At 68.6% G+C, this 23,569-nt stretch carries 24 protein-coding genes; 3 read left to right on the top strand and 21 right to left on the bottom strand.

Going from position 1 to position 23,569, the window contains the following annotated elements:
* Positions 1 to 130 precede the first annotated feature (130 nt).
* Complete coding sequence (locus GDIA_RS07565) at positions 131 to 1,027, top strand: fructose bisphosphate aldolase (RefSeq protein ID WP_012553826.1); 897 nt, start codon at positions 131 to 133, stop codon at positions 1,025 to 1,027.
* A gap of 49 nt (positions 1,028 to 1,076) precedes the next feature.
* On the opposite strand, the gene GDIA_RS07570 is transcribed toward GDIA_RS07565, so the two are convergent.
* From GDIA_RS07570 to gspG, 12 genes are all read right to left on the bottom strand, one after another.
* Entirely contained in the window at positions 1,077 to 1,886 is an 810-nt protein-coding gene (locus tag GDIA_RS07570; RefSeq protein ID WP_012553827.1) for a type II secretion system minor pseudopilin, read from the bottom strand.
* Complete coding sequence (gene gspD / locus GDIA_RS07575) at positions 1,883 to 4,171, bottom strand: type II secretion system secretin GspD (protein ID WP_244455121.1); 2,289 nt, start codon at positions 4,169 to 4,171, stop codon at positions 1,883 to 1,885. The genes GDIA_RS07570 and gspD overlap by 4 nt, the downstream gene beginning before the upstream one ends.
* A 26-nt stretch (positions 4,172 to 4,197) precedes the next feature.
* Positions 4,198 to 4,692: a hypothetical protein gene (locus GDIA_RS07580; protein ID WP_012222924.1), complete on the bottom strand. Its 495-nt coding sequence runs from the start codon at positions 4,690 to 4,692 to the stop codon at positions 4,198 to 4,200.
* Complete coding sequence (gene gspM, locus GDIA_RS07585; protein ID WP_231854192.1) at positions 4,689 to 5,312, bottom strand: type II secretion system protein GspM; 624 nt, start codon at positions 5,310 to 5,312, stop codon at positions 4,689 to 4,691. Before gspM ends, GDIA_RS07580 begins: the two co-directional genes overlap by 4 nt.
* A gap of 11 nt (positions 5,313 to 5,323) precedes the next feature.
* Positions 5,324 to 6,370, bottom strand: a complete 1,047-nt coding sequence (locus tag GDIA_RS07590) for a PilN domain-containing protein (protein ID WP_012222922.1) — start codon at positions 6,368 to 6,370, stop codon at positions 5,324 to 5,326.
* Positions 6,371 to 6,443: 73 nt separating this feature from the next.
* The gene (locus GDIA_RS07595; protein ID WP_012553829.1) at positions 6,444 to 7,052 is read right to left on the bottom strand and encodes a prepilin-type N-terminal cleavage/methylation domain-containing protein; all 609 of its coding nucleotides are present in this window, start codon (positions 7,050 to 7,052) and stop codon (positions 6,444 to 6,446) included.
* The gene (locus GDIA_RS07600; RefSeq protein ID WP_012222918.1) at positions 7,049 to 7,453 is read right to left on the bottom strand and encodes a type II secretion system protein; all 405 of its coding nucleotides are present in this window, start codon (positions 7,451 to 7,453) and stop codon (positions 7,049 to 7,051) included. The genes GDIA_RS07595 and GDIA_RS07600 overlap by 4 nt, the downstream gene beginning before the upstream one ends.
* Positions 7,450 to 7,872, bottom strand: coding sequence for a GspH/FimT family pseudopilin (locus GDIA_RS07605; protein WP_012222916.1), 423 nt, complete (start codon positions 7,870 to 7,872; stop codon positions 7,450 to 7,452). The genes GDIA_RS07600 and GDIA_RS07605 overlap by 4 nt, the downstream gene beginning before the upstream one ends.
* Positions 7,862 to 9,091 (bottom strand): type II secretion system F family protein, encoded by a 1,230-nt coding sequence (locus GDIA_RS07610; protein WP_012222914.1) that lies wholly within the window; start codon positions 9,089 to 9,091, stop codon positions 7,862 to 7,864. The genes GDIA_RS07605 and GDIA_RS07610 overlap by 11 nt, the downstream gene beginning before the upstream one ends.
* A gap of 3 nt (positions 9,092 to 9,094) precedes the next feature.
* Complete coding sequence (locus GDIA_RS07615) at positions 9,095 to 10,783, bottom strand: GspE/PulE family protein (protein ID WP_231854191.1); 1,689 nt, start codon at positions 10,781 to 10,783, stop codon at positions 9,095 to 9,097.
* A gap of 37 nt (positions 10,784 to 10,820) precedes the next feature.
* Positions 10,821 to 11,606 carry a prepilin peptidase gene (locus GDIA_RS07620; protein ID WP_012222910.1) on the bottom strand — a complete coding sequence of 262 codons (786 nt, stop codon included), beginning with the start codon at positions 11,604 to 11,606 and terminating at the stop codon, positions 10,821 to 10,823.
* Positions 11,607 to 11,617: 11 nt separating this feature from the next.
* Positions 11,618 to 12,046 carry a type II secretion system major pseudopilin GspG gene (gene gspG / locus GDIA_RS07625; protein WP_012553830.1) on the bottom strand — a complete coding sequence of 143 codons (429 nt, stop codon included), beginning with the start codon at positions 12,044 to 12,046 and terminating at the stop codon, positions 11,618 to 11,620.
* 119 nt (positions 12,047 to 12,165) lie between these two features.
* Here gspG and GDIA_RS07630 point away from each other — a divergent pair, with 119 nt between their 5' ends.
* Complete coding sequence (locus GDIA_RS07630) at positions 12,166 to 12,579, top strand: lytic transglycosylase domain-containing protein (RefSeq protein ID WP_012222906.1); 414 nt, start codon at positions 12,166 to 12,168, stop codon at positions 12,577 to 12,579.
* 35 nt (positions 12,580 to 12,614) lie between these two features.
* On the opposite strand, the gene GDIA_RS07635 is transcribed toward GDIA_RS07630, so the two are convergent.
* From GDIA_RS07635 to GDIA_RS07650, 4 genes are all read right to left on the bottom strand, one after another.
* Positions 12,615 to 14,213, bottom strand: a complete 1,599-nt coding sequence (locus GDIA_RS07635; protein ID WP_144880038.1) for a glycoside hydrolase family 32 protein — start codon at positions 14,211 to 14,213, stop codon at positions 12,615 to 12,617.
* Positions 14,214 to 14,269: 56 nt separating this feature from the next.
* Complete coding sequence (locus GDIA_RS07640) at positions 14,270 to 16,024, bottom strand: glycoside hydrolase family 68 protein (RefSeq protein WP_012222901.1); 1,755 nt, start codon at positions 16,022 to 16,024, stop codon at positions 14,270 to 14,272.
* A gap of 585 nt (positions 16,025 to 16,609) precedes the next feature.
* Positions 16,610 to 17,389 carry a spermidine synthase gene (locus GDIA_RS07645; protein WP_012222898.1) on the bottom strand — a complete coding sequence of 260 codons (780 nt, stop codon included), beginning with the start codon at positions 17,387 to 17,389 and terminating at the stop codon, positions 16,610 to 16,612.
* Complete coding sequence (locus GDIA_RS07650; protein ID WP_012553832.1) at positions 17,389 to 18,000, bottom strand: TetR-like C-terminal domain-containing protein; 612 nt, start codon at positions 17,998 to 18,000, stop codon at positions 17,389 to 17,391. The genes GDIA_RS07645 and GDIA_RS07650 overlap by 1 nt, the downstream gene beginning before the upstream one ends.
* A 383-nt stretch (positions 18,001 to 18,383) precedes the next feature.
* Here GDIA_RS07650 and GDIA_RS07655 point away from each other — a divergent pair, with 383 nt between their 5' ends.
* A complete protein-coding gene (locus tag GDIA_RS07655; protein ID WP_012553833.1) occupies positions 18,384 to 18,746 on the top strand; it encodes a CPBP family intramembrane glutamic endopeptidase in 363 nt (120 codons plus the stop codon).
* Between the two features lie 16 nt (positions 18,747 to 18,762).
* Here the strand turns inward: GDIA_RS07655 and GDIA_RS07660 are convergent, their stop codons facing one another.
* The 5 genes from GDIA_RS07660 to GDIA_RS07680 form a co-directional block, all read right to left on the bottom strand.
* Positions 18,763 to 19,515, bottom strand: coding sequence for a YoaK family protein (locus GDIA_RS07660; protein ID WP_012553834.1), 753 nt, complete (start codon positions 19,513 to 19,515; stop codon positions 18,763 to 18,765).
* Positions 19,516 to 19,763: 248 nt separating this feature from the next.
* On the bottom strand, positions 19,764 to 20,864 hold the full coding sequence (gene ada / locus GDIA_RS07665) for a bifunctional DNA-binding transcriptional regulator/O6-methylguanine-DNA methyltransferase Ada (RefSeq protein WP_012553835.1): 1,101 nt from the start codon (positions 20,862 to 20,864) through the stop codon (positions 19,764 to 19,766).
* 85 nt (positions 20,865 to 20,949) lie between these two features.
* Complete coding sequence (locus GDIA_RS07670; protein ID WP_012553836.1) at positions 20,950 to 21,822, bottom strand: pirin family protein; 873 nt, start codon at positions 21,820 to 21,822, stop codon at positions 20,950 to 20,952.
* Positions 21,822 to 22,397, bottom strand: coding sequence for a cytochrome b (locus tag GDIA_RS07675; RefSeq protein WP_012222884.1), 576 nt, complete (start codon positions 22,395 to 22,397; stop codon positions 21,822 to 21,824). Before GDIA_RS07675 ends, GDIA_RS07670 begins: the two co-directional genes overlap by 1 nt.
* Positions 22,394 to 23,500 (bottom strand): catalase family peroxidase, encoded by a 1,107-nt coding sequence (locus tag GDIA_RS07680; RefSeq protein ID WP_012553837.1) that lies wholly within the window; start codon positions 23,498 to 23,500, stop codon positions 22,394 to 22,396. The genes GDIA_RS07675 and GDIA_RS07680 overlap by 4 nt, the downstream gene beginning before the upstream one ends.
* Positions 23,501 to 23,569 lie beyond the last annotated feature (69 nt).

Genomic DNA, 23,569 nt, shown 5'->3' on the forward strand with positions numbered 1-23,569 from the left:
GGACCTTTACCGCTGACGGCAAAGTCATCACTCTCCGGGACCGGATGGTCGCCTGGAAACAGTTTCAGGATTGAAGTTCTGGACCTGACGCCCGATCATGCCGCTCGCACTCTGGGGAGGACAAAAAATCATGTCAATTGATCGCATGAGGGCGCAACTTTCTGAAAAGCCTGGATTTCTCGCTGCATTGGACCAGAGCGGCGGATCGACCCCCGGCGCGCTGCGCCATTACGGCATCCCCGACAGCGCCTATAGCGGCGACGAGGAGATGTTCACGCTGATGCACGAGATGCGCGTGCGCATCATCACGGCCCCGTCCTTTACCGGGGACAAGATCATTGCCGCCATCCTGTTCGAGCGCACGATGGACGGCCTGGTGGAGGGCAAGCCCGTCCCCAGCTATCTGTGGCAGGACCGGGGCGTCGTGCCCTTCCTGAAGATCGACAAGGGGCTGGAGCCCGAGGCGAACGGCGTCAGCCTGATGAAGCCCATTCCGGGCCTGGACGACCTGCTGGCCCGCGCCGTGAAGCTGGGCGTGTACGGCACCAAGGAGCGGTCGGTCGTCAACCTGGCGAATCCCGAAGCCATCGCCGCCATCGCATCGCAGCAGTTCGACATCGCCCGCCAGGTCGCGGCCCACGGCCTGGTGCCGATCCTGGAGCCGGAAGTCCTGATCAAGAGCCCCGACAAGGCCAAGGCGGAAGCGATCCTGCGGGATGAACTGGCCAAGGGGCTGGATGCGCTGCCCGGCGATTATCAGGTCATGCTGAAGCTGACGATCCCGGAAAAACCGGATTTCTATCTGGACCTGATGAAGCACAAGCGGGTGCAGCGCGTCGTGGCGCTGTCCGGCGGCTATCCGCTGGACGAGGCATGCGAACGGCTGTCCGCCAACCATGGCATGATCGCCAGCTTCTCGCGCGCGCTGCTGGGGGACCTGAAGGTTTCGATGACCGATGCCGAGTTCGATGCGACGCTGGCGACGGCGATCGACAAGATCTATCGCGCGTCCACCATCAAGCACTGAAGGCAAGGGCCGGGTCCGGCCACGGTCCCGTGGCGCGGCCGGCCAGTCTTCACGCGTGAATCATGAGAATCCGCGTCATGTCGTCCACGCCGCCCTGCACGTCCGGCGCCAGCAGGATAACGGCGTGGCGTGAGGCGTGGGTCCCTTCGCCATCGTCGACCGCCACGTCGACGATGACAGTCACGGACCGGCTTCCCTCGAGGGCGTTCGGGACGACCGACCCGGCCTGGCGGAGGGCCTGGCGCACCACGGGATCGGCCATCGCGATGTCCGGGTCGTTGGGCTGCGTCACCGACAGATGCGGCTGGACCGCCAGCCACAATGCCGGCGTCATGCCCAGCACCAGCCCCACTTCCGCGACGCTGCGGAACGGATCGCCCGGGGGTGTGTAAGGCAGCCCGGCCGCGAGATAGAGCGCCCGGGTGCGGGGGGTCACGCCCTGGGCGGCGCTGCCGCGCCAGTCCGCGATGTTGGCGGCGATCGTCCCGGCCTGCTGTTTCTGCGCGCCGCAGGCCTGCAACAGCGCGGCCAGCAGCGGACGGGACGCGGAATTGGGATTGACCAGCCCGGCTTCGCTGGTCAGGCGGATGCGCACCGCCATGCCCCCCCCGCGCCGCACATGGTCGCGCCCGTCGGCGGCCCAGTGCCCGGCGGACCGGTCCAGGGCGTGGAACGCGCCTTCCCACACCGCGCCATCCGCCATCGCCTGTATCTGGGTCGCGCGCCGCAGGGCGGCGACGGTACGAAGCTGCTGGCCGGCCGAGGTGACGATGACGGAGGCCAGGAACGACAGCAGGACCAGCGTCCACAGCACGATCAGCAGGGCGAAGCCCCGATCCCGACGACCTTCGCGGGTCACGGTCCCAGCCCGACCTTTTCGCGCAGGCGCTGCTGGGGGTCGGCGCTGCCGGTCATGCGCATGACCCGCAATTCGTCGGGGACGTTCGCCGCGTTGGGATGGGTGTCGCGCAGATCCTCCATCAGGTCGACCGCGTCGCGCTGGTCATGGATGACGTGCGGCGTCATCAGGATCAGCAATTCCGTCCGCTGGCGGTTGTTGTTCTGGTTCCCTGCCAGGACGCCCAGGACCGGGATGTTCTTCAGCCACGGGATGCCGCTGTTGATGCGGCTGGAACTGTCGGTGATCAGGCCGGCCAGCCCCACCGTCTGCCCGTCCTGGACCACGACGCGGGAACTGACCGAACGGTCGTTGAAGGTGGGATTGGACGCCGCGTTGGCCGTGCTGGCGGCGGTCGGGCTGACGGAACTGACCTCCTGCGACACGTCCAGCGTGACCAGCCCGCCCTCGCTGACATGGGGCGTCACCTGCATGATCACGCCGGTCGGCTGATAGGTGAACTGGTTGTAGATCGACGTGCCGATGGTGCTGGATTGCGAGCCGATCTGGACCGGCACCAGTTGCCCGACCTGCAGCCGGGCCGCCCGGTTGTCCTGGACCATCAGTTGCGGCGAGGACAGGACGTGGACGGTGGTGACGTTCTGCAGCGCGTCGATGGCGAAGGGCGCGCCGCCGCCGCTGGCGCCCCCGATGATGAAGCCGGGCAGCGTATGGCTGAAGGCGGCGGTGGCCAGGGTGCCGGTGGTGATCGTCTGGCTGTTGGTGCTGAGCACGCCGTTGATGCCGCCGGATTTGAAGAAGAACTGCGTGCCGTACTGCAGCGCGTCGTTCAGCTGCACCTCGGCGATGACGGCATCGATGCGGACCTGCAGCGGCATGACGTCGATCCGGCGCAGCATCTGTTCGACCGTGTCGCTTTCCTGGTCCGTCCCGTAGACCAGGATCGCGTTATGCTGGGAATTGGAAATGATCCGCATCGCCTGCGGGCGGCCTTCGGCGCTGGCAGTGTTGTCCAGGCCGCCCAGCAGGGGATTGGCGAATGCCGCCGGCCCCCCGCCCGCCTGGCCGGTCGGTGCCTGGCCGGCGGTGGCCTGGACCCCGCCCTGCTGGCTGCCGCCCATCAGGCCCGTGGTGTTCCCCGTGCCCGCGCTGCCGCCCAGCCCGCCGCCGCCCATGGCGTTGGCCATGGTGCCGGTGAAGCCGGACTGGCCCAGTTGCGAGGCCGTGCCGGACGTGGTTTCGGGCGGCGTGGCCGTCACGTCGCCCGGCGTGAAGGCCTGCTGCAATGTATAGGTCACGTCGTTCACGCTGGAATTCTGCACGTAGAACACATGCCACGACCGCATGGTCGCGCGCCGATTGCGTTCGATCAGCGCAAAGAGGCGCCGTGCATCGTCGATCTGCCGCGCGCTGCGCGCGACGACCAGCACGGCATTGACCCGCGCCAGCGGCAGGACCTGCACCAGGTTGCCGCCATGCAGGGCACTTTGCAACGCCGTTGCCATATCCCTGGCATTTCCCGATTCCACCGGCAGGAGGGCATAGGACTGGCTGCTGAGCCAGTCCACGTCGAAGGCATGGATGACATCGACCAGCGTATTGCGCGCGGACGGCTCGCCGCTGACGATCACGGCGTTCGCGCTGTCCACCGGAGTGACGCGGGCGCCGCCCTGCAGGAACGGTTGCAGTGCCTTGGCCAGGTTTGCGGCATCGGCGTAGCGCAGCGGCACCATGACGCTGCCGCCCAGCGACGCGTTTTCCGCGATCCCTGCCGCGCTGGACTGGGGATTTGCCGAATCGGCCTGGGCCGGCACGATGCGGTACAGCCCGTCGGCCTGGATCAGGACGGCGTGCACCTGGGCCAGGATGATCTGCAGGGCGGGCAGAAGCTGCCCGGCGGTCAGGGGCTGGGACGTATGCAGCGTCACGCGCCCGTGCACCGCCGGGTCGATCGCGTAATTCACGTGCAGGATGTCCGTCATGATCTGCGAGACGGCGTCACGGACATCGGTATCGGCGAAATTCAGCGCGATGTCGCCCCCGCCCTGGTACGGGCGGCCCTGGCCCCGGATCAGCGGCAGCGCGCCGCGGCCGTAGCTGTATTGCGCCGGCCCGACCTGGTCCGTGCCCTCGATCCGGCCACCCATCAGGTCGGGCGCCGTGCCGCCCAGCGGCAGGGGACCGCCCAGCGGCGAGACATGCGGCGGCTTGTCGGGGCTGCATCCCGCGATCGAAAAACACAAGGCGATGCCGGTCCAGGCGGTCTGCGCACGGCGGGAGGTCATGCCGCGACGGGAAGTCGTGTCACTGTTCATTGCGTGTTGCCTGGAATCCGTTCTTCTGTCCGGGGAAGGCCGGAACTGTTGTCGATGGAGGATGCGTCGCCCGGTGCCGGTGTATCGGCGCTGCGGTCGCGGTCCGGCCGCAGGGTCTGCTCGCCGTCCGCGCCCCGGACGCGCACGGTGCCTGCGCCGATCGCGACGACCTGCCACGGGCCGACGGTCGTGCCGGCATCGACGACCTGGCCGGGACCGTCTTCCCGCGTCATGAAGATGGCGCGCCTGCGCCCGCCGCTGACGACGATGCCGGCCAGCCGGGGCCGGGGCGCGGACTGGTCCGGCGTGGCGTCGGGACGGCGGGAATGGCTGAACAGCGGGCGGGCCAGGATGACCTGCTGCCACGCGTCGATTCGTGCCGCGTCCGGCGGGGGTGCCGCGCCGGCATGGGGGATGAAAAACGGCCCCACGCACAGCATGAATCCGGCGGACCATGCCAGGACCCGGTCCCGGCCGACCGGCCGGGTCATGGTTGTGTTTCCGGGGATGGAGGAGGAGTCGGCCTGTTTTCGTTCCGGCGGAACGCGTACACGGACATGTCGCATTCCATCATGTTGGCCGCCGCGTCCTCGTTGTCCGATTTATGAATATGCAGCCCGTCGATAACGACCGCCGGCGATGAACGTTCCAGGGTCGCGATCAGCCGGACCAGGTTCCGGTACGACGCCGCGACGACGATATGCAGCCCGATCCGCTGGTAACGGCCGACCATCGCGGCCGGGACGTTTTCGGCGGTGGAGAGGGTGGCCCCGTTCGCGGACGCGGCCTGCTGCAGCAGGTCCTGCAGGTTCGCGCTGGCGATGGCGTCGGTCGCGCCGCCGATCAGCAGCGCGGGCCGGGGCGCCGAGGCCGAGGCGGATTGCCGCAGGGCCGGCAGCGCGGCCGCCAGGCGGTCCATCCGCGTCACGGCCTGGCGTTGCAGGGCCAGGCCCTGGGCCCGCTGGACATAGGCATCCAGCAGCGGCGCCACCACCAGCAGCCACGCCGCCAGCAGGGCGGCCACCAGCAGGCCCAGCGCGGCCAGGTGGCCCGCGCGTCCTTCCGGCAGCGCCCGGACCAGGGCATGCAGCGAGCGGGGCCTGGAGTTCATGATCGGCATGGTCAGCGCCCCACGTCGGCACGGATGGAAAACAGGCTGGCATTCTGCCCTTCGACACGCGTCACGGGGGCGACGAAGACCGGATTGCGGAAGACGGGGTCCTTGCTGAGGGTTTCGATCAGGCCGGTGGCGGTGGCGGACTGGCCGCTGATGATCAACTGTCCCTGGCGCAGGATCAGGTCGGTCAGGACCGTATCGTCGGGCAGGAGCCGCGTCGTGGCCGCCAGGACCTCCATCGGGTCGCCCAGCCGGGCCCGCTGGGCGGCGACGATGTCGTTTCCGGCCGAACTGTCCTCGATCCGACGGCGGAGGGTGGCGGCCTGGTCCGCCGCCGGGCGCAGGGTCGCGATCCGGGCCGCGAGACGATCCTGCTCCACCGATTGCCGCCAGAAGCCCGCCCCGACCACGGCCAGCGGCAGGAGGACGGCGGCGCAGGCGGCCGCAAGCCGGGTCCGGCGCCGCCCCGCCTGGCGGGCGCGACCGGCATCGAGCGGGATGCCGGCCCCCTGCGGGCCGTCGCGCAGCAGGTCCGGTTGCAGGCCGATCCGGTCCAGCAGCCCCAGCACGGGCGCGACCGAGGCCCTGGGCACGATCGTCAGCCGGACCTGCACCTGCTTCAGGTCCGCATCCCGGCGCAGGACGTCGTACGCATAGACGATCCGGTCGGCGGGGAAAGGCGTCAGCCGGTCCATTTCGTACGCCAGCACGCTATCGAGCGCCGCCTCGGCCGCCGCCGGCAGCGTCACGTCGCGCCGCATCATCATGCCGGGCGGCAGCAGCAGCACCGTGGCGCCCGGCCTGTCGCGCGCCCATGTCGCGGCCACGCTTGTCCGGCAGGCCCCGATGGCCGCCTCATCGGCCGCGCCGTCCCGCATCGCGCAGGTGGCGACGGGGTTCTGCCGGTCCCCCTTGCGCAGCGAAAGATCCAGCCTCCCGGCCGCCCATTCGACGACCAGGACGGACCGGGCGGATCGCGACAGGCGGTGCCAGCCCGGAATCATCTCCCGGACCTGACGCCACCACCATGCGAACAGGTCGCGCATGATCATGGGGCGCACGCGGGCGATCTGGGGGGCAATGGCACTGTGCTGGCCTGTCCTCTGGGGGGTTGAACCAAATTCTTCACCCGGGCGCGGGTTCCGTCACCGGGGCGGCGACGATATCGGGCCAGCGGCGGCGGTCGCCAGCGGGAAAGACGATACGAATCCGCACCAGTACCGGCAGGCCGTTCCCGTACCAGCCACTGTCCCAGTGCCCGGCGGAATAATAATCACAGCCGATGTCCTGAACACCGGTCAGAAGGACCTCCTGCCGGGGCGGAGGCGTTGTTTCGGTCACGTGGCGATAGGGTACCCAGGCCAGGACCAGCCGGTGGCCGCCATCCACCGACAGGCGGAAATCGGCCCGTTGCCCCAGGTGCTCGGTGCCCCCGGCACCGCCGAGCGCCTGGGGCAACGGGCCGCGCAGCACGAACCCGTGGGCACGCCCGACGAAGACCGGCCCGGTCCGTGCGCCGCCGGCATCCGCATACTGCACCAGCGCGCGCAGGAACCGGTCGACCGCCCCCAGTTCCGCCTGCGCCGCCAGCAGGCCGCGCTGGCGCTCGAACACCAGCGTGGCCGCCTGGAACCCGCGTTCCAGCGCCAGAAGCACCAGGGAAAAGACGACCAGGGCGACCAGGATCTCGACCAGCGTGAAGCCCTGCTGCCCGGAGGACCGTCCGGCGCTCATTCCGCCGCCCCGCCCAGGCGTTGCGTCCGCAGCACGACCGTCCGGCGGCCGCCCTGGGCCGCGATATCGGGCCAGGATTCGCTGACCTCCACCCGGTACAGCACGATGACCCCCTGGCCCCGATGGCCGGACTGTTCGGGCACGATATGGACCTGCCAGTGGAAGAGACTGCCGTCGTCGCCCGCCTGCGTCCCGGGGGCGATGCGCATGCCGTGCCCCACGGCGGCCAGGTGCGACTGCGCCCGCGAGAGGGCTTCCTCGGTCCGGTTGGTGATCCGGGTCGCCTCGATCCCGCCTGCTATTCCCTCGTACACCACGCCCAGCGCCAGCATGACGATGACGAAGGCGACCAGGACCTCGATCAGGGTGAAACCGCGTTCGCGGGCGTGTCTCGGGCTCATGGTCCGTCCACGGTGACCGCGCCGGTCAGCCAGCTGGTGCGCAGCGTGACCTGCCGCCCCCGTTCGACCAGGCCGATGCGCGCGACGGAGGCGCTGCCGTCGGGGTAGAAGACCACCCGCGTCGTACTGCCGCCGGCCAGCGCCACCCCGTTCGGCAGGGCCTGGCGCGTGCCGGGAACCGCCCCGTAATCCCCCCGGGCGGGATCGATCGTGAAGAAGGCGGCCGTGCCGGACGCGATGGCCCGCATGCGCGTCTGGCGCATCGCGGACGCCAGCTGCTGCCCCGCCCCGCGCAGATCGAGCGTGATGGAATGCAGCGGCCCGCGCGTCAGCAGCACCGTCCCGATCAGTCCGAGGATCAGGACGACCACGATCATTTCGATCAGGGTGAAGCCGGAATCCGGGGGGCTATTTCGCAAGGTCGTTCAGGCTCAGCATGGCAAGGAGCAGGGACGACACGATCCCGGCCACCAGCAGCCCCATGATGATGGTGATGGCCGGCACCAGAAGCGCGACCAGGCGCTGGGTGGCGATGCGCACCTGTTCCTCATGGATGTCGGCGGCCCGCAGCGCCATCGGCCCCAGCCGGGCCGTTTCCTCGCCCAGGCGCAGCAGGTGCACGGTGCGGCGGGGGAAGATCGACGCGGCCTCCAGCGCCGCGGACAGGCCGCGCCCGCCCTTGGCGGCCTGGGTGGCCGCGTCGACGGCCCGCGCCACCGCGCGGTTGCCGATGGCGTCGCGCACGATCGACAGCGCCCCCAGGATCGGCACCCCGTTTTCCAGCAGCGTGCCCAGGATGCGGGTGAAGCGCGCCGCCAGGACCTCGCGCAGCAGGCGGCCCGCGACCGGCAGGGCCAGCAGCCCCGTATCCAGGCGCAGCCTGGCGCCGGGATACCGCAGGACGGCGCGCGCCAGCACGGCCAGCGCCAGCAGGACCAGCGGGATCAGCAGGCCGTAGCGGCCCAGCAGTTCGCCGGCCCGGATCATCAGACGGGTCGAGGCCGGCAGTTCCGCGCCGTTCTGCGCGAACAGGGGCGTGAATTGCGGCAGGACCTCGGTCAGCAGCAGGACGATGGACCCGCAGGCCGCGAGCGTCAGGATGCAGGGATAGATCATGGCCGACTGCACGGTGGCGGCCAGCGCGCGTTCCCGTTCCAGCAGCGTCGCCAGCCGGTCCATGGTCGGCGCCAGGTCGCCGCCGGCCTCGGCCGCGCGGACCATGCCGATATAGAGCCGGGGGAAACTTCCCGGATAGCGCGCCATCGCCGCGTGCAGGGTCTGGCCGTCGCGCACCCGGTCCCGAACGCCGCCCAGCACGGCGCGCGCCCGCGCGCCCGGCACGCTTTCGACCAGGAAGCGCAGCGCCCGGTCGATATCCTGCCCGGCGCCCAGCATGACGGCCAGTTCCCGCGTCAGCGCCGCCAGTTCGCCCCGGCGCAGGTCGCGGCGGCGCAAGCCGCCCAGGCCGCCCAGCCCCGATGCCACCGTCCGCGTCCACCGGCCGGGGGCGCCGACCTGCATGGGAATATGCCCCCGCCGCCGCAGGGCGGCCACGACGGCTTCCGCCGTTTCGCCCTCCAGCGTGCCGCGGACCAGGGCACCCTGCGCATCGACGGCGGTGAAGCTGAATTCAGCCATCCGTCACGTTCCCGCCCGGACGCTGCGGGTCACTTCCTCGATCGTCGTCTCGCCCTTCAGGGCCGCGACCAGGCCGGAGGTGAACATCGGGACCATTCCGGCCTCGACCGCCGCGCGTTCGATCGCCAGGTGGTCGCTGCGCGCGAAGATCAGGCGTTCCACCGCCTCGTCCGGTTCCAGAAGCTCGGCGATGGCCTGCCGGCCGCTATAGCCGGTGTTCCGGCAGGCGGCGCAACCCACGGGATGGAACAGCGTGACGGGCCCGCCGCCTGCGAGCGTTTCCAGGTCGAAGCGATCGACCAGTTCCCGGGGCGGGGTGTAGGGCGTCCGGCACTGGCCGCACAGCCGCCGGACCAGCCGCTGCGCCACCACGCCGCGCAGCACGGCCGTCAGCAGGTAATCCTCCACCCCCATGTCGCGCAGGCGGATGATGGCGGCGGCGGCGGAGTTGGTATGCAGGGTCGAGAGCACCAGGTGGCCGGTCAGGGCGGCCTGCACCGCGATCTGGGCGGTTTCGATGTCGCGGATTTCACCGACCATGATGACGTCGGGGTCCTGGCGCAGGATCGCGCGCAGCAGGGCGGCGAAGGTCAGTCCGATCTGCGGCCGGACCTGCACCTGGTTGATGCCGCCAAGCTGGTATTCGATCGGGTCCTCGATCGTCACCACCTTGCGCGTCACCGCGTTCAGGTCCGCCAGCCCGGTATAGAGCGTGGTCGTCTTGCCCGACCCGGTCGGCCCGGTCACCAGCACGATGCCGTTCGGCAGCGCCAGCAGGCCGCGCAGGCGTGCGACGATGGCCGGCGGCAGGCCCAGCGTCGCGTAGTCGAACCGCACGCTGGAACGGTCCAGCACGCGCAGCACCACCGTCTCGCCATGCAGCGAGGGGATCGTGGAGACGCGAAAATCGATGTCGTGCCCGCGCACGGCCAGCTTGATCCGGCCGTCCTGCGGCAGGCGCCGTTCCGCGATGTCCAGCCGGGCCATGATCTTGATGCGCGAAATGATCGCCGGGATCAGGTGCGCGGGGGGACTTTCGACCTCGTGCAGCACGCCGTCATAGCGATAGCGCACGCGCAGCCGGTCCTCGAACGGTTCGATATGAATGTCCGAGGCATGGGTTTCCACGGCGCGGCTGACGATCTGGTTGACCAGGCGGATCACCGGGGCCTCGGACGCCAGGTCCTTCAGCCGCTCGGCATCGTCTTCCAGCGGTGCCGTGTCCTCGTCGGGCTGGACGCCGTCATCGCCCCCGGACGGGTACAGGCGGTCGAGGGCGGCTTCCAGTTCGATCGGCACGGCCACCCGGCAGGACACGCGCAGCCCCGTGGCCGCCGCGATCGACGAGGCGGCGAAGCCGTCCAGCGGATCGCGCAGGGCGAGCGTGACCGTCCCGTCGTCCACGCCCAGCGGCACCGCATGGATGTCACGCAGGAAGCGGGCGCCGAGATACTGCGTCAGGACGGGTTCCCGGGGGTAGAGATCAGCGGACGCCAGGGGCATGTCCAGGAATTCCGCGTAGCTCAAGGCCATGTCGCGTTCCGACACCAGCCCCAGTTGCAGCAGAATCCGGTCCAGGCGCCCGCCATTCTGGTCCGCCGCGCGGCGCGCGCGGTCGATGGCGCGCGGGTCGCACCGGTCCCGCTCGACCAGCAAACGCGCCAGTGCGTCGATCGGCGAGTCAGCGTCCAATCCCGCGTCCATCATGATGCCCCGCCATTCCTGAGGGTCATGCGGGCAGCCAGTCCGGCCGGAGCAGGCTGGCCTGCCACAGCCAGATTCCCCACATCGCCAGCGCCAGTCCCGGCCCGAACGGGACCATCAGCGTGCGATTCACATCACCACGCCGGGCGATCGCGACCGCGCACAGCGTCAACACGGCCCCCAGGAAGACGACATGCGGCAGGGATTCGGGACCGAGCCACGCCCCCCCGGCGGCCAGCAGCTTGGCATCGCCCCCGCCGAGCCCATCATGGCCGCGCGCCCGGCGATACAGAAGCGAAATCCCGCGAAAGACGCCGTACCCCGCCGCCGCCGCCAGGGCGTGCCACAGCACCGGCGCGGCACCCCCCAGGGCCGCCAGCCCCAGCCCGGCCGCGATCAACGGCACTGTCAGCGTGTCGGGCAGGCGGAAGCTTTTCAGGTCGATCGCGGCCAGCACCAGCAGCCACCACCCGAACAGGCAGCCGCTCCAGACCACCAGCAACGGGGCCGGCGTGCCGGCGCGCAACGGACCGGCGGCCAGCAGGACCAGGCCCGCGACCAGCAGCGCCGCCACTTCCATGGCGGGATGCCCGGCCGAAATGGCGCCGCCGCAGGACCGGCACCGTCCCTTCTGCACCAGATAGCTGACGACGGGCACCAGTTCGCGCGGGCGCAGCACGGCCCCGCAGCGCGGGCAGGCCGACCGGGCCAGCGCCACCGGCAGCCTGCGGGGCAGGCGCGCGGCCAGCACCCCCAGGAAAGAGCCGATGAAGGGGGACAGGAGCAGGGGAAGGACGGGTAGATGCAGCATGGACGCCACGATCAGGGATTGCAGATCTGTGTCGCCGTGCTGGCGGCGTTGCCGCCGGAACCGGCCGAGCAGAGATCGTAATCATGCCCCGCGCGTTCGGACGGGTTGCGATAGACGTAGGCATGGCGCCACGGGTCCAGCGGCGGGCCGTTATCCTTCACGTACGGGCCGTTCCAGTTATCCACCCCTGCCGGACGGGTGACGAGCGCCTGCAGCCCTTCCTCCGTGCTGGGATACTGCCCGACATCCAGGCGATAGAGATCCAGGACCTGGCCCAGGCGCTGGATCGACTGATGGGCGACGGAATTCTTCGCCCCGCCGAGCTGCCGCAGGGCCGCGGGCGCGACCAGGCCGATCAGCAGGCCGAGAATGGCGATGACCACCAGCAGTTCCAGCAGCGTGAACCCGCCATCGCGGTCGTCCGGTTTCCGATTCTTCAATTTTATTTCCAAACTTCTGGGACGAAAGGCCGGGGGCTGGGCCGTGGCCATGCTTTTTCGTATCATTTGGCAGAACCAGACGTCACAAGCTGCGTCGATCCGCAAAAGGGAGAACCCGAATGGGCGTGGCGTATCTGGGCTGCATGGCGCTGGCCGCGACGTTCTATCACCTGCCGCCCCGGGTGCTGCCGTCGATCCAGGCCGTGGAGAGCGGACGGAACGGCCTGGTGCATCACAATGCGAACGGCACGGACGACCTGGGCGTCATGCAGGTGAATACGCTTTGGGTTATCCCGATCGCGCGATTCACCAATACCCCTCCCCCGGTCGTCTATCGCGCGCTGCTGAACGATCCCTGCTACAACATCAGCGCCGCGGGGGCCGTCATGCGTACCTACCTGAACGAAACCCATGGCGACCTGATGCGCGCGATCGGCAATTACCATTCCCACACCCTCCTTCTGAACGAGGCCTACCAGGCCCTTGTCCTGTCCTGGGCGCGGCGGCTGTTCAGGCCGCCTCACCCCTCGTAAACGCCGCCGGAGCGGACGGGATTTCACCGGGGATTTCATCGGGCCAGCACCGCCACCCGCAATCCGTGAATGGTGGCGCCGCCCCCTTCGGCAAACAGCGAGATCCGGTCGCTTCCCGCCGGGGGGAAGATCAGGTCGGTCATGCGCAGCACCCCATCATTGGCGAACAGTTCGACCGAAGCGCGATCGACGACCAGATGAAGCGCGACTTCGCCGCCCGGCGCGGCCAGGTACGCGATATGCCGGGTGCTGAAGCGGGGCGAGAAGCCGACCAGGCCGGAACGGCCGCGATCCACGGTCAGGGTACCGTCCACGAAATCGTAGCTGACCGACGTGCCGGTCCTGCCGTCCGGCGTTTCCCGTACCACGATGCCGGCGCGCCGGGCGCCGCCGCGCCGCAGCACCAGGCGGATGTCCAGGACCTCGCCCCGGGACGGGATCGTCACGCGCCCGTCCTGCGGCAGGTTCCGGTCCCCGTAGGTCACGACTCCCTTTTTCCTGACCATGTCCTCGTACGCGCGGGTCGGGGTCTGGATCACGGTGGGATGTCCGTCCACGGTCTTCAGCGCGATGTCCACCGGCAGGGTCATCTGCCCCCGCCAGGGCGCGGTCGGAAGGTCCGTCGCGTAGTCCCAGTTGTCCATCCACCCGATCAGCACCGGGGCGCCGGAGCCGGTATTGGCGAACAGGGTCGTCGCATACTGGTCGGCGCCGTGGTCGAGCCAGTCATAGCGGGACGGATCGGACCCCGGCGGAGGCAGCGCGTCCGGCGTGAAGGTCACGCCGTCGAACCGGCCCACGAAATACTGCACGCCCGATCCGCCCGCGATACTCCACGGATTGACGCTGACGATCATGACCCATCTGGTCGCCCGCGGGTTTCCGTCCAGCTTCAGCGGAACCAGTGTGGGCATTTCCCACAGCATGCCGGGCTTGCGATAGCCGGAGGGCTGGAAGTCGCTGAGAAACGACCAGTGCAGCAGGTCGGTGGACCGGTAGAGCTTGACCAGCTGGGCGTCGCCCACGACGGTCGTCATGATCCAGCAGCCGCCATCCTGGTACCAGAAGACCGAAGGGTCCCTGAACTGCCGGGAGTCCGGATGAAGCGTCAGGACGGGGTTGTGGGCGTACGGCCGCCACGTGAAACCGCCGTCATGGCTGACGGACACCGATTGTGCCTGCGTACCGTCGGGATGGGCCGGATTGTCGTGGAACACGGATGTGTGGAAGGCAAGCAGCGGCGGCGCGTCCGTACTCCCCAGACCCGAGCGATTCAGCGGGTCCGGCACCAGGCTTCCGGAAAAGATCTCCTCGCCCGGTGTCGCCGCGATCGCGACGCCATGCTCCGTCCAGTGGAGCAGATCCGTGCTGGTCGCGTGCCCCCAGGACGGATGCCCCCATGTCATGCTGCCGGGAGCGTACTGGTAGAACAGGTGATAGACGCCATCGAGAAGGATGGGCCCGTTCGGATCGTTCATCCAGTACGCCGCCGGCGAGAAATGCAGGACGGGCCGCCATTGGGGCGTATCGGCCGCGTGCGGCGCCCCGAGAGGAAACAGCAGGGCGAACGCGGCCGGCAGGCAGCGCCGCGACAGGCGGCGCCATCCGGCCGATCGCGGAACTGTCCCGGTCATGGTCATCAATATCGAAAGACCAGCCCGCCGGAGGGCGGGCTGGTCGAACCCCGTCATTACTGGTTCAGGAATTGGCGAACCTGCGCCAGCACCTGGGCATTGTTGGTGGACGCCTGCGCCGCCAGACCCGACGTGGGCTGGCCGAACAGATCCTGGATGAAGCCGGCGATGTTCACGTCCGCGCGGTTGGCCGGAATATCGCCATAGCCGCCCAGGCCGCCATTGCCGTACCGCAGGTCGACCGCGGACGCGTTCTGGGCGATGCGCACCCGGACCGTGGGCGCCAGGGTACCCCCGCGACGGTTTTCCACCGTGTCGATGAACGATTCAACCAGTCCCCCCGGCATGACGTAGTGCGAATAGGACTGGAAGGCCCGCGGGTTCTGGTCCGGGCTGGGATCGAAATCCGTGCCTGCCGCCGTGTTGAGGTCGGTCGGATTGCCCATCGTCAGGCCGCTGCCATAGTTCATCGGCTGGAAGTCACTGCGGATGCCGTCACCCACGAAGCCGTAGACGCCGTCCGGTCCATCGACACCGGCCGCGAAGGTCGTGCGGTGGCTGATGGTGAAGATATAGTATTTTCCGTTATGGAGGTACACCTGCGGCCGTTCGGTCTGGTCATTGACGCAGTTGGCCGAAATCAGCGGCGACAGGAACTTCCATTTCGACAGGGTCGAATCCGTGGCGATGGCCAGGCCGATATTGGCCTTCTGGTAATAGGCCCCGCTATCCAGGACTTCCTGCAGGGTTTCCGCATTGGGATCGTTCGGGCGGAAGCCCAGATCGGCCTCGGTGCAGTTGGCGACGCCACGCTGGCCCGCGGTATTGCCCTCGAACACCATGTAGTTCACGCCGGGATGCTTCGGGTCCTCGAAGGTGAACGGATCGCGGAAATTGAAGAATTCGTTCTGCGCACCGTTCTGATACAGCACGCCGTCGGGCTGCAGCAGCGGCGTGTGGGCGGTGAAGCCCGTGAACCAGACATGGTTGAAGTCGGCGTGGATCCGCCCCAGGGTCTGGGTGATGATGGCCTGCGGCGGGGTGATGTTGTTGGCGTTGGCGTCACGGTTGAACGCCACGTCGGTATAGAAGACCGATACGGTATTGCCATGTATCTGCATCAGACGCGACGAACCGGACCATTCCGCCTGGTTCGTGTAGGTCTGGCCGGCGTAGACCTGCGCGCTGGCTCCGTCGGGGAAGAGATGGCCGCCATAGGTCCAGCCGCCATTCACCGGCCGCCGGCTGGCGGGAATACCCGCGCGACGATAGAAGAAGCCGATGCGGGCATGCACGTGGCGGTCGTCGAAACCGTATCCGGCATTGGGGTCGGCCGTCAGGCAGAAAATGACTTCCCAGCCGTTATAGCTGAACTGATCGGCGTGCTTGTCGATCAGGGTCCAGGTATCCCAGACCCAGACATCCGGATTGATCACCGGGAAGTCCGCCGGGATGTTCGGCATGGTCAGTTGCGCCGGCAGGGAATTCTGCCCGGCCGCGACCGTCGCATCCGAATGCGCCTTGATCTGCAATGCGTCGGCACGTGTCCAGCGGGCGGTAAAGTCCGACTGCGGGTCATACGCCTGCTGCGTATGAATGCTGGGCAGCGGGAAGCCCGGCACCCCGGCCAGCGACCGCCCGGGGAAGAGCGGGCCGCCACGAGGCATCACACCCGGACGGTGCGCCATGCGCGCGGCTTCCTGCCGGCTGAAATTCCCTTGCGCCAGCGCACTTTGCGCGCCCAGCACCATGAGCAGGGACCCGGCCAACGCCATATTCAGCGTGGCTACTTTTCGGCGTACATGCGCCATTCCATCCTCCTGAAGGAAACTCTTCAGATTGCAGAGCAACCACGACCGCGCCGTCACTGTAATTCAGTGATTTATAAAGGACTTTCCCCGTTTTTTCGCCTGAGCGCCGGCGCAGAAGATCACGGGGAATTTACGGATGTCAAATTTATTTTAATGAAAGATTTAAGGCGGAATCATGGCGGCTCCGCACAATACCAGATCTGTTCATTCCAAGTTCTGGTATGCGAAGTTTATGACAGACTGATTATTCGATGACATGACGTAAATGAATATGAATACCCTTTGCTGCATAAATGAAAAATTTTTCCGATCGACACCTGGGCGCCTGGCATCTGTCATCCCTGCCTGCCGTCCTGTGGGACGGGCTCGTCGATCCCTGCTGGACAGGAACTCATCGTCCGCTCGGCTGTCACCGGAATGGAGTTGACGCCGCGGCGCCCTGCCGGTTGCCACGCAGGTTACAGTTCGAGCCGATTTTGACGGAGACGTGACATTCGGCGACCCGACAGGGTCGAATTTAAAACTTTGTTGTTGTAACAGTGATTGTCACAACAAGTCTCCACCCCCGAAAGCGCGGACTCGGGATCAGGCCGTTCTTCTGAAGCGCATCCGGGTCAGCATCCTGCGTGTTTCGGCGATCATGGTCCGGGGCGGCAGCAGCAGGTCGGGCAGGGTGAAACCCGATACGTTTCCGGCCAGCAGGATGACATTGCGTTCGCACTCCACCGCTTCCTCGAACAGCCTGACCGTACCCGGAGGCGCGATTTCGGCCCCGGCCATATCCACGGCCCGTACGATCGGTTCGGGGTGATCGGGCCATTCCAGCAGGTTCATCGCCATGAACCCGCCATCCGACAGGCGACAGGCGACCTGGGCCAGGAAGGCCCGGCCCAGCAGGTGGTCGGGAACCCGCTCCCCCCGGAATGCATCGATGATGATCGCGCCATAGCGCTGCGTCGGCGGAAGGGCATGGAGATAGCGCGCCCCGTCCATCGCATGGCACGGTATCCACAGCGGCAGGCCGAAATGCTGGCGGGCGATCAGGAAGGACGCGGGATTCACGTCGACGATCTCGACCGCCCGTTCCGCCACGCTCAGCATCGCCGCCAGCGACCCGCCGCCACATCCGATCAGCAGGACCGGCTCGTCCGGTCGCGTTCCCGCCGGGGTCTGCATGATGAAGCCGAACAAGGCATGGATATAGGCGGCGTAGCTGACCCCGTCCGCGTCGCTTTCGCTCTGGCAGCACCGGTCCTGCCAGTAGATGCGGCTTTCCGTCACGATGTCCTCGCTGATCCAGACATCGCCGTCATCGCCCGGGTAATGGGCCAGGATCGTGTGGCCGCCCGGGATGAAGGTCGGCATCAGGACGCCGCGCCCGACAGGACGAGTCCGGAAATCGTATCGGCCAGTTCGGGAACGACCTCCTCGGCGGAGACCAGCGCGCGGAAATAGAGCGGCGCGATCAGCATTTCGGTGGCGAGCCGCACGTCCAGCCCCTGCGCCACCTCCCCCCGCGCCTGGCCCCTTTTCAGCAGGATCGAGGCCGCGTCCAGGCGGGCACGCCAGAACTCGCGCCGGACGGCCTCGGGCACGTCGACGATCAGGCGCGTCACCAGCCGCCCGAAGTCGGAGCGATGGAAGGCGACCATGGAGGCGAGATAGGTCCTGAGATCGTCCTGGCATGACCCGGTATCGGGCAGGGGCATCGTCAGGCGCGCCTTCATGCCCACGGCCTCGAAGACCAGGCCGCCGATCGTCTCCCACCGGCGATAGATCGAGGATTTCTGCACGCCCGCACGGCGCGCGACCTCCTCGACCCTCGGCATCTCGCCCGCCTCCATCATCGCAAGCGTCGCCTCGATCACCGCCGCGTGGAAGCGTGCGCTGCGGCCGCCCGGACGACGCCGGATTTCCGCGGAATCCTGCGGCGGAGAATCCTTAAGGCTACTGAGTTGCTTTTTCGCATCCATCATGCGACTTTAATGCCACCAGGTTGCAATAGGAACCCGCCAGATGCATTCCGACCTTTCCGTGCCGACCCGACCCGTCGCATCCCCCGGACGCACCGCCGGGTTCTGCGCCATCGTCGCGATGATGGCCCTCGGCGGTTTCCTGACGCGCCGGCAGGGCACGGGCACGGCCTCGCCCGGCCATCATCCCCATGAGCAGATCGTCCTTTTCCTGTCGCTGATCGGCGGCGAATACCTGCTCTTCCACTTCGTCCGCGCCAGCCTGCGCGGCGTGGGGCTGGGGCTCGGCGCTTGTCAGCGCGCGGCGTCCCGATACCCGCACGCTTCTTGCCGATCTGGGGTGCGGCCTGCTGCTGTTCGCGCTTCTGCGCGGTGCCGAGGCCGGGATGACGCATCTTCTCGGCGCGGGCGATGTCGCCGCCGTCAACCGGATCATTCCTTCACACGACTGGGAAATCCCCGTCTGGCTGGTGCTCGCCGCCTGCGCGGGGGTGATCGAGGAACTGGCCTTTCGCGGACTTCTGCAAAGGCAGATCGCCTATCTTTCCGGTCGGACCTGGATCGGGGTCGTGGCGCAGGCTGCCATCTTCGGTGCGGCGCATCTCTACCAGGGGCCGGTGCTGGCGGCGCAGATCACCGTTCTCGGGCTGCTCTTCGGTGCCGCCGCCGCCGTGCGCGGCAGTCTGGTGCCGGGGATGTTTGCCCATGTGCTGGAGGACGCCTTGTCCGGCCTCGTCAACCTGGGGTGACTGCCGGTGGACGGGGCTAGGTCGTCCGGCCGGGCTCGGTCGGCCCCATGACGCCGCGCGCGCCAGGGCCTGCCCATACCCCGGGCAGGGCCAGCCAGGCCAGCAGGACGGCCAGTCCCAGGAAGAATCGCGCCGTCCACCAGCCATAGGCAAGGGCCCCCGCCAGCCCGCCCGCCGCGAATGACAGAACGATTCCGCCATGCAGGAGCAGCCGCTGGCGTGTCTGGGTCAACTGGCCCGGATCCTCGGCCGAGCGGAAGGCGTCCAGCCAGTCCGCAATTTCGATGCCGAAATCGGTCAGCATTCCGGTCATGTGCGTTGTCCGGACCCGCGCGCCGGAGATGCGGGTCACTGTCGCGTTCTGAAGCCCCATCAGGAAGCTGAGCCCATAGGCCAGGACCGGACCGCGCGGGCCGGTATGCAATGCGATATCCAGGACCCCGAGCAGTCCCAGCAGCACGGATTCCAGCAGGATACTGAAGGCATAGACCGCCCGGTGCCGCCGGCGGCGGCCCGCATTGACCAGAAAGGTCGAAACCACCGCCCCGGTCACGAAGGCGGCGATCAGTCCGAGGCAGGACGCGACGACGGCCAGGTCGCCGACATGCAGGCTCATGGCCAGGGCGGAGACATTGCCCGTCATGTTGGCCGAATAATAGCCGACCGCCAGGAATCCCGCCGCATTCACCGCCCCCGCGATGGCGGCGAGCGAGCAGCCAAGGCGGCGATCCATGACGAAGGTCCGGGTTTCTCCCTCACGGACAAGCACATGTCCTCTCCTGCACAGCCGCCCCACCCTATCATGCAATCGGCCGAGGGCGGAACGGGTGGCGCGCATGCAAGGGGCGAGACCGGCGTGCTGCCAATCGCTGACCGGATGCTCCTTCCTGCGGCTCCATCCCATCCTGACCTGGTTTTCCGCCAGCATCGGGCTGCATCACGTCCACCACGCCGCGCCGGGAATTCCCAATTACCTGCTGGCGGAATGTCACGACGCCCATTCGGTCTTCCACACGGTCAAGACGATCGGCCTTCTGGACGGGCGGAAGGAACCGGCGCGGCCGTGCGCTCGCGATCGATCAGGATGCGCTTGCGGTCCACCCCCCAGCGATAGCCCGACAGTGCGCCGTCGTTGCGGACGACGCGATGGCAGGGAATGGCCACGGCAATCCGGTTGGCCGCGCAGGCCCCGGCGACCGCCCGGACAGCCTGGGGCTGGCCGATCCGTCGGGCGATGTCGGCATAGGTGACGGTTTGCCCTGCCGGAATGTCGCGCAGCGCGCTCCAGACACGATGCTGGAACGCGGTGCCGCGAATATCGAGCGGCAGGTCCAGCCCGATTCCGGGTGCCTCCACGAAGCCCACCACCAGTGCGACATGCCGTTCGTACTCCTCGTCACCGCCGATCAGCTCGGCGCGGGGAAAACGTGCCTGCAGGTCGCGGACCAGGGTGTTCGGATCGTCGTCGATCAGGATCGCGACCACGCCCCTGGCACTGGACGCGACCAGGATCGCGCCGAGGCTGCATTGCCCGACGGCGAAGCGAATCCGTTCGCCCGCGCCGCCGGCGCGATAGCGGGCCGGTGTCATGCCCAGCAGATCGGCCGCCTGGGCGTAGAACCGTCCGCTGGACCCGTATCCGGCATCGAAAATCGCCTCGGTCACGCTGTCCGCGCGGGGCAGTTCCGCGCGGATGCGGCCGGCGCGATGGGCGGCGGCATAGGCATGGGGCGTCAGGCCGGTCTCGGCCCGGAACAGCCGGTGGAAATGGCTGGGGCTCAGTTCCACCGCGCGGGCCAGGTCGGCGATGGACGGCATGTCGTCCCGCGCCGCGATCAGCCGGCAGGCCTGGACGACCAGGGCCTGGCCGATATCCTGCGGCGATGCGCCGTCCGGGTTGCAGCGGCGGCAGGGACGGAAGCCCGCGGCCCGTGCGGCCCCCAGCGTGTCATGCAGGCGCACGTTGCCGGGCTTTGCCATTCGGGAGGGACAGGACGGGCGGCAATAGACCCCGGTCGTGCGCACCGAATACCAGAACAGGCCGTCCGCGCGGCGGTCCCGTGCCACGATGCGGGCCCAGCGCGGGTCCCGTTCCGTCATGTCTGTCATCTCGACCATCGGGGCGTTCCTTCCAAACCTGTCGCGCACCCACGATGCAGGACGGCGACCGGCCGCGCACTCCGTCCCCTGCTTTCAAATCCGCTCAGGCGGCCCCGAGGGTACCGAACCGGCCGCCGCGCAGGTCCTCGATGGCCTGGTGGATTTCGGCCTCGGTATTCATCACGAACGGGCCGCGGCCCACGATCGGCTCGTCGATCGGCTGGCCGGTCAGGACCAGCAGCATGGCGTCGTCCCGGGCCGCGACCGATACCGATTGCCCCGTGCGGTCCAGCAGGACCATGTCGGCCCCGGCGGCGGCGAAACCGTCATTCACCGTGACCTGTCCCTCCAGCACCACCAGCATCGCCGTGTGTCCCTCCGGCAGGTCGAAGGTCACGTGCGCCCCCGCGCGCAGGCCGACATCCCAGACATCCAGCGGCGTGAAGGTCCGTGCCGGTCCCGCCGTGCCGCCATACGCGCCGGCGATCACGCGTACCTGCCCGGCTTCGTCGGGCAGGGCGACGACCGGAATGTCGGCCGAGGCGATCGACTGGTAGCCGGGGCGCGCCATCTTGTCCCGGGCCGGCAGGTTGACCCAGAGCTGGACCATGCGGAACGGGCCGCCGGTGCGGGTATAGGCGCGGGAGTGGAATTCCTGGTGCAGGATGCCGCTTCCCGCCGTCATCCACTGCACGTCGCCCGGCCCGATGACGCCGCCGGCGCCGGTGGAATCGCGATGTTCGACCTCGCCGTCATAGACGATGGTCACCGTTTCGAACCCGCGATGCGGATGCACCCCCACGCCGCGCGGCGCGTCGGCCGGCGCGAAGCGGTGGGGCCCGGCATAGTCCAGGAGCAGGAAGGGGCTGACCTCCTGTCCGAGCGTATTGTACGAAAACAGCGAGCGAACGGGAAAGCCGTCCCCGACCCAATGGCCGTCAGGCGTGCTGTAGCGCCCCAGAATGGTCTTCATCATCACACATCCTCCCTCCCCGTCCGCCCCCTGCGCCAGGACGCCATGGCCGGCAACACCCCGTCCCGCAGGATCAGCCCATGCAGCAGCGCGGCGCCCACATGCGCGACGATCACCCCGAACAGGGTGAAGGCCAGCCATGTATGCATGTGCCGCAGCAGCGCGAACAGGGCCGGATCATGCGGCAGGATCGGCGGCAGGCGCACCGGCCCCCACAGCACGACCGGATAGGCGCCCGCCGACAGCATGCCCCAGCCCACCAGCGGCATGGCGATCATCAGGGCATAGAGCAGGATATGCGACCCGAGGGCCGCGATGCGCTGGATGGCCGGCATGCCGTCCGGCAGCGGCGGCGGCGGGACGATCAGCCGGTTGCCCAGCCGGATCGCGGTCAGAAGCAGGATCGCGATGCCCATCGGCCGGTGCAGCGCCACCAGGGCGGCGTAGGACGGCCCCACGCTGGCGGCCATGAACGCACCGACGAACAGCATGCCCAGGATCATCACGGCCATCAGCCAGTGCAGGACCCGGGCCAGGACGGAAAACCGGATGACGCGGGTGCGGATGACGGGGGTCATGATCCGCCCCCCGCCCCGGCCATGGCCGGCGTTACGGCGCTGGGCGGCTTGGCCTCGCCCGAGCGCAGGATGAAGGACCGCATATAGGCGGCCGACCGCGCGGCCGGGATCGGATCGTCCGACAGGGTGATGCCGGGCGGCAGGACCACCGGGTCGTAGGTGATGCCGGTGCAGGGGCCGCCATCCTCGCTCTCGGCCCGGTCCAGCGTCAGCAGGCCGGCATCGACCTGCCGGCGGCCGGACGGCCAGGGCAGGGTCGGGTCGGCGGTCGGATCGGACGGATCACCCACCGTCACCACCAGCCGCCATTGCAGCGGCTGCCGGCGCAGCGTGGCGGCCAGGTCGTCGAACAGATAGTCCGGCCCCCCGCCGGCCCCGGCCGGCTGGACCGGCTGGAGGGGCACCATCGCCCAGCGGACCGGCACGGAGGCGCCGCCGGCATCGACGAAGCGGAACGTGTCCAGGCTGTAGTAGGTATCGTCGCCGAAGCCGGAGGTGAGCGGCCGGGCGGCGACACGCCCCAGCGCCGTGGCCACCGCCTGATGCGCGGACAGGAAAGGCCCTATCCGGGCCGGATCGGGCTTGCCCGTGGCGGGATCGGGCCGGGTGGCCAGCAGCAGGTCGCGAAATTCCTGCGCGGTGCGCGCGACGAAGACCGGAATATCGTTGATTCCCATCCGCCATTCCTGCCCGTCGGGCGGCATCAGGCGCAGCGCCATGCTGCGCACCTTGGCCGGCGCGTCCGGCTGGAACGGCATGCCGCCCGCCAGCGCGAACCGCCCGACCACCGGCACGCGCCCGGGACGGAAGAGCGAGGCCGTGGAGAGCGCCGCAGCCTGCCCGCTGGCCTGGAACCAGCCGGTGACGCACAGCCCCTTGGCATGGTTGCGGCGAAAGCCGGGATGCAGCCCGTCCACGGCCCGCAGGGCCGCCATCACCCCGCCCTGCGTCAGGCGGCGGGAGGACAGGACGCCCGCATCCCAGGCGAAGGCGCCGCACAGGGCCAGCATCACGGCCCCGATGACGCCCAGGCGGCCCAGCGTGCCCGGCGTAAGCCGGAGGGGGACGCGCGAGGAGCCGGGCTTGTCATGTGGTCCGGGCATCGTGGCCTCGACTTGCGGGCTGTCCGAAATGGACGCCCGGCTGCATACGCCAGACGGACCGCCGGGTTT

Origin of the sequence: Gluconacetobacter diazotrophicus PA1 5, assembly GCF_000021325.1 — a bacterium.
In the GTDB taxonomy this organism is placed as follows: Bacteria; Pseudomonadota; Alphaproteobacteria; order Acetobacterales; family Acetobacteraceae; genus Gluconacetobacter; species Gluconacetobacter diazotrophicus.